Consider the following 6,298-nt stretch of genomic DNA (forward strand, 5'->3'; position numbering starts at 1 on the left):
GCTTGATATCGGTTGAACCTGACTGCGGTTGAGCAGAGGCGGTCAGGGGTGGATAAAATTTTTTAGAGAAACAACGCACGGTGATGCAGTACTGGCTGACAAGTCCCTCAGTATCGCTTAAAGGGAGCAGCATGACCGACACACCCCTTTCGCTCATCCGTAATTTCTCGATTATTGCCCATATTGACCATGGGAAATCGACACTGGCCGATCGCATGATTCAGGCTTGCGGCGCGTTGACCGCCCGCGAGATGACGAATCAGGTGCTCGATAATATGGAGCTTGAGCGTGAGCGTGGCATCACCATCAAGGCCCAGACCGTTCGGCTGACCTATCCGGCCAAGGACGGCAAGACCTATGTCCTGAACCTGATGGACACGCCCGGACATGTTGACTTTGCCTATGAAGTCAGCCGGTCTCTGGCCGCGTGTGAAGGGTCTCTGCTTGTTGTGGATGCCTCGCAAGGGGTGGAAGCACAGACACTGGCCAACGTGTATCAGGCCATTGATGCCAACCATGAAATTGTGCCGGTGCTGAACAAGGTCGATCTGCCTGCGGCGGATGTGGAGCGCGTCAAGGCGCAGATTGAGGAAGTCATTGGCATTCCCGCGGATGATGCCGTGGAAATTTCCGCCAAGACCGGACTGAATATCGAAGGCGTTCTGGAAGCCGTTGTCACCCGTCTGCCGCCGCCGACGGGGGATGCGGACAAACCCTTGCAGGCCATGCTGGTGGATAGCTGGTATGACTCGTATCTGGGCGTTATCGTGCTGGTGCGCGTCAAGGAAGGCCGTCTCCAGCGCGGCATGAAAATGCGCATGATGTCTTCCGGGGCTGTGCATCAGATTGATCAGGTAGGTGTGTTCTCGCCGCGCATGACGCCGGTGGACAGCCTCGGGCCGGGCGAGATGGGCTATATCAACGCCGCTATCAAGACCGTGGCCGACTGTAACGTGGGTGACACCATTACGGATGACCGTCGTCCGGCGGACAAGGCTCTGGCTGGCTTCAAACCCTCCATCCCGGTGGTCTGGTGTGGTCTGTTCCCCATTGTGGCGGATGATTTTGAAAAGCTGCGGGACAGTCTGTCCAAACTGCGCCTGAACGATGCCTCCTTCCATTATGAGGCCGAGACCTCCGCCGCCCTTGGCTTTGGTTTCCGCTGCGGCTTCCTTGGCCTGCTGCATCTGGAAATCATTCAGGAACGTCTGTCCCGCGAGTTCGATCTTGATCTGATCGCCACCGCGCCGTCCGTGGTGTACCACATCACCCTGACGAACGGGAAAGACGAAGAACTGCATAACCCGGCGGATATGCCGGACCTCTCCCAGATCGAGCGGATTGATGAGCCGTGGATCAAGGCGACTATCATGGTGCCGGATGAGTATCTGGGCGCTGTGCTGACGCTGTGCACGGAGCGCCGTGGCGTGCAGGTGGACCTGACTTACGTGGGCAACCGCGCTATGGCTGTCTATCGTCTGCCGCTGAACGAGGTGGTGTTTGACTTCTATGACCGCCTGAAGTCCCTCACGCGCGGCTATGCCAGCTTTGATTATCAGATGGACGGGTATGAGGAGAGCGACCTCGTGCGGATTTCCATTCTGGTCAATCAGGAGCCGGTAGATGCGCTGTCCTTTATTGCGCATCGGTCCGCAGCTGAAACCCGTGGTCGCGCCATCTGCGCCCGCCTGAAAGACCTCATCCCGCGCCAGCTCTTCAAGATCGCCATTCAGGCGGCCATTGGCAGCAAGGTGATCGCGCGTGAGACGATCGGCGCGCTGTCCAAGGATGTGACGGCCAAATGTTATGGCGGTGACATCTCCCGTAAGCGCAAACTGCTGGAAAAGCAGAAAGAAGGCAAAAAGCGCATGCGGCAGTTCGGGAAAGTGGAAATTCCGCAGAGCGCGTTCCTCGCCGCTCTGAAAATGGATAGCTAACACGCGGCGGGCGGGCCTCCGGCAGCATTAAGAGGACTTGATTCGTCCTGTTTTCGCTCCTATGTCGGAGGTCTTCCAGCCGGAGTGGGGATCACCGTCATGAACAGCACAGCGCCCCTTGATGTTGGAGACCACCAGCACGCCACGTTCGCCGAAGGGCTGGATCTGGAATGCGGGGTGCATCTGCCGTCACTGGATGTGGCCTATCGGACCTATGGCCAGCTTTCTCCTCGGCGGGACAACGCCATTGTAGTCTGCCATGCCTTTACGGGAGACCAGTATGTGGCGGATACGCATCCCCTGACCGGTAAGCCGGGCTGGTGGGGTCGCATGGTCGGGCCGGGGCGGCCTATTGATACCAACCGTTTTTTTGTCATCTGCACAAATGTGCTGGGCGGCTGTATGGGCAGCACTGGGCCGCGCTCGCTCAAACCCGGCAGCACGGAACGCTGGGGCACGGATTTTCCGCCCATTACTGTCCGCGATATGGTGCGGGCGCAGTATAAGCTGGTTTGCTCTTTGGGGGTCGAGCGGCTGTTTGCAGTTGTCGGTGGCTCAATGGGCGGTATGCAGGCGCTGGAATGGGCGGTGACGTACCCCCGCATGATGCTGGCGGTCATGCCGATTGCCACGGCCCCTTACCATTCCGCCCAGAATATTGCGTTTAACGAAGTCGGGCGTCAGGCCATTTTCGCGGACCCGGACTGGCATGGTGGGCGGTACTGGGAGCAGAATATTGTTCCAGCCCGTGGACTGGCCGTGGCGCGGATGATGGCGCACATTACCTATCTGTCTGAAGAGGCCTTAACCCGCAAATTCGGTCGCCGTGTCCGGCGTGACCCGAAAGACGCGCAGGCACCGGAAGCCTCCTTGGCGATGTTTGGGGATGTGTTCGAGGTGGAATCCTACCTGCGCTATCAGGGGTCTGCCTTTGTACGGCGGTTTGATGCCAATTCCTACCTGACCATTACCCGCGCCATGGACTGGTTTGACCTTGCCGCCGAACATGACGGGGAACTGCCTGCGGCCTTTGCTGGCACGCCGGTGCGGTTCTGCGTAGTGTCTTTCTCGTCCGACTGGCTGTTTCCCACCTCAACGTCCCGCTATCTTGTGCGCGCACTGAATCAGGCGGCAGCCAACGTCTCCTTTGTGGAGATTGAAACGGATAAGGGGCATGATTCCTTTCTGCTGGAGGAACCGGATCTGGATAGAACGGTGCGCGGCTTTCTCGGCGGTGTGGCAGACCATGCGGGGCTGGCCTGATGCGTCTTGATCAACGGCTGATAGCCGAGATGATTGAACCCGGTACACGGGTTCTGGATGTGGGCAGCGGGGATGGCGCGCTGATTGACCATCTGTTCCGCCTGCGCGGATGTGATGCCCGTGGCATTGAAATCGACATGCGGGAAGTAACCCGCTCCGTCGCGCATGGCCTGCCGGTGGTACATGGGGATGCCGACCACGATCTGGCCCATTACCCGGATGATGCCTTTGATTACGTGGTGTTGCAGCGCACATTGCAGGCTGTGGAACGGCCGCGCGAAGTGCTGCGGCAGATGCTGCGCATCGGGCGGCATGCCATTGTGTCCTTTCCCAATTTCGGACACTGGCAGCTCCGGTTGAAACTGCTGCTGAGCGGGCGGATGCCGATGACAGCCGTCTGGCATACCCAGTGGTATGAGACACCCAATATCCACCCTTGCACCATCCGGGACTTTATAGCCCTGTGTGAGGAAGAGGGATATTGTGTGCAGCAATGGATGGCCGTGGATGAAGATGGGGAGCGTGCTCCTTGGCGGCGTTCCATCCGGCTGGCCAATCTGTTTGGTGAGCAAGCTTTGTTCCTGCTCCGACGTGAAGGGGGCCAGCGGGTGGAGAGTTGTTCACCTGCGTCCTGACAGGACGAACCGAAAAGAAAGGGTAGCACAATGGATGTTCTGGACGCTGTCGCCAAGCGGCGCGCTGTGAAACAGTATGACCCGGATTTTCAGATTCCAGAGGCGGATCTGGCGAAAATTCTGGATGCCGCCCGGATGGGTCCGACAGCCTTTAATTTGCAGAACTGGCGCTTTGTGGTGGTGACAGACCCCGCGCTGCGCAAGCAGATTCGGGCTGTGGCGTGGGATCAGGCTCAGGTGACGGATGCGTCTGCCCTGATTGTTGTCTGCGCGGATCTTGCCGCATGGACAAAAAATCCGGCGCGCTATTGGCAGGACGCACCCAAGGAGGTGCAGGACCTCATGGCCGGAATGATCGACCAGTATTATCGCGGGCGGGAACAGGTGCAGCGGGATGAAGCCATGCGGTCCTGTGGGCTGGCTGCGCAGACGTTGATGCTGACGGCAGTTTCTCTGGGGTATGAGACATGCCCGATGGATGGATTTGACTTTGATGCCGTGGGCAAGCTGATCAACCTGCCGGAAGATCATGCGATTGGCCTGTTTGTCGCCATCGGCAAAGGCAGTGTTCCGCCCAAACCGCGTGCGGGCAGCCTGCCGAAGGATGAGGTTGTTTTCACTAATTGCTTTGCTAGCTGAATATTTCTTCTAAAAGTTTTGTTAGATCGCCAGTAGAAAAGGCACCCTGTTTCTGGAATGGGGTGCCTTTCCTGTTTTTTGAAACTTCCTTTAAAATTGAGTGTCCGTCTCTTTTGCGTAACGGTGGCGAACCTTCTCAAAAATGAGAGCGGACGATGTTATAGCAATAACATGGAGCTTTCTTTTCGGACTAATATGGTACGGAAGGCTTGCGGGGTGTGAAAACTGCTCCTATATAGCGTTGCAAGGCAGGGTTTTCAGACTGATTTTTCTGAAAAGACGTGACGCTGCCAGTATTGTTAAAAAAAGTTCATGGATATGAGTTTAGGATCGCGCACGGATCGTGCCGCTTGAACTCCATCCTGACACGATATGGTGCGTAACTGAAAAAGGGTGTTCTCGTCTCGTTTTTCAGGCTGCACGAAAAGGTTTGCCCTGATGACTACGTTCTCTGATCTGAATCTTGCCCCCCCTCTTTTAAAGGCTCTGGCTGAGCAGGGGTATGAAACCCCGACGCCCATTCAGGCTCAGTCCATCCCGCATCTGCTGCAAGGGCGGGACCTGCTCGGTCTTGCCCAGACAGGGACCGGGAAAACCGCAGCGTTCGCGCTGCCTATCCTCAACCATCTGCATGCCCATCCGAAAGTCGCTGGCCCCAAAAAGCCGCGTGTTCTGGTTCTGGCGCCGACGCGTGAACTGGTCTCCCAGATCAGTGACAGCTTCAAAGCCTATGCCCGCCATATGAAATTCACGCAGGCCGTTGTGTTCGGTGGCGTGGGGCAGGGCCGTCAGGTTGAAGCCATGCGCCGTGGCGTGGACGTGCTGGTGGCCGCACCGGGCCGCCTGCTGGATCTGATTGGTCAGGGTTATATTGATCTGTCCGGGTTGGAAGTGCTGGTGCTGGATGAAGCTGATCGCATGCTGGACATGGGGTTTGTGCGCGATATCCGCCGCATTATGACCTATCTGCCGGAAAAACGGCAGACCCTGCTGTTCTCCGCTACCATGCCGCGCAGCATTGCGGAACTGGCCAATTCCCTGCTGCATGACCCGGCTAAGGTGGAAGTCACCCCGCCGTCCAGCACGGTGGACCGTATCCAGCAGGCCGTGATGTTTGTGGACGGCACGGACAAGCGCGATGCGCTGCTGACACTGGTGGAATCTCCCAAGGTTGCCCGTGCTGTGGTGTTCACCCTCATGAAGCATGAGGCCAACAAGGTTGCGGAATTCCTGAACAAGAACAGTGTGGTGGCGGAAGCCATTCACGGCAACAAGTCTCAGGGTGCGCGTGAGCGCGCGATGAACGGCTTCCGCACTGGCAGCGTCAAAGTTCTGGTGGCGACGGATATCGCCGCGCGCGGGATTGATGTGGATGATGTCAGCCACGTCTTTAACTATGACCTGCCGAACGTGCCGGAAAGCTACGTCCACCGTATTGGCCGTACGGCGCGTGCCGGGCGAGACGGTTGGGCCGTGTCCTTCTGTGACCCGGAACAGCGCGCTTGGTTGCGGGATATTGAAAAGACCATTGGCAAGCCCATTCCGGTTGTGCGGGACCATCCGTGGCATTCTGAAAGTGCCGAAGCCTCTACCATGCGTCCGCCTGTGCTGGGTGGCGGCGGTGGTCGTGGGCGCGGTGGCCCGCCGCGTGGCGGAAATGGGGGTGCTGGTGGCCGTGGCCGTGGTGGCCCGCCGCGTGGTGGCAATGGAGGCGGTGGCCGTCCGGGTGGCGGTGGTCGCTCCGGTGGCGGCGCATCGTCCGGCCGTAGCCGCGCTGTCTAAGAGTTGCCCTGACTCCTCCGAGTTTGTGGTGAGTGCAGAAAA

5 protein-coding genes are annotated in these 6,298 nt (G+C 58.3%); all 5 read left to right on the top strand.

What is annotated here, in order from left to right; genetic code table 11:
- Window positions 1–131 precede the first annotated feature (131 nt).
- The 5 genes from lepA to AD949_RS01430 all read left to right on the top strand — a co-directional run bounded on the left by lepA (window position 132) and on the right by AD949_RS01430 (window position 6,256).
- Window positions 132–1,937 (top strand): translation elongation factor 4, encoded by a 1,806-nt coding sequence (lepA, locus tag AD949_RS01410; RefSeq protein ID WP_048835828.1) that lies wholly within the window; start codon window positions 132–134, stop codon window positions 1,935–1,937.
- Window positions 1,938–2,036: 99 nt separating this feature from the next.
- Window positions 2,037–3,200, top strand: a complete 1,164-nt coding sequence (metX, locus tag AD949_RS01415; RefSeq protein ID WP_048835827.1) for a homoserine O-acetyltransferase MetX — start codon at window positions 2,037–2,039, stop codon at window positions 3,198–3,200.
- The gene (gene metW / locus AD949_RS01420) at window positions 3,200–3,835 is read left to right on the top strand and encodes a methionine biosynthesis protein MetW (protein WP_048835826.1); all 636 of its coding nucleotides are present in this window, start codon (window positions 3,200–3,202) and stop codon (window positions 3,833–3,835) included. Before metX ends, metW begins: the two co-directional genes overlap by 1 nt.
- A 30-nt stretch (window positions 3,836–3,865) precedes the next feature.
- The gene (locus AD949_RS01425; protein ID WP_048835825.1) at window positions 3,866–4,474 is read left to right on the top strand and encodes a nitroreductase family protein; all 609 of its coding nucleotides are present in this window, start codon (window positions 3,866–3,868) and stop codon (window positions 4,472–4,474) included.
- 438 nt (window positions 4,475–4,912) lie between these two features.
- Window positions 4,913–6,256, top strand: coding sequence for a DEAD/DEAH box helicase (locus AD949_RS01430; protein ID WP_048835824.1), 1,344 nt, complete (start codon window positions 4,913–4,915; stop codon window positions 6,254–6,256).
- The last annotated feature ends 42 nt before the right edge of the window (window positions 6,257–6,298 follow it).

The organism is Acetobacter orleanensis (assembly GCF_001581005.1).
Classification (GTDB): Bacteria; Pseudomonadota; Alphaproteobacteria; order Acetobacterales; family Acetobacteraceae; genus Acetobacter; species Acetobacter orleanensis.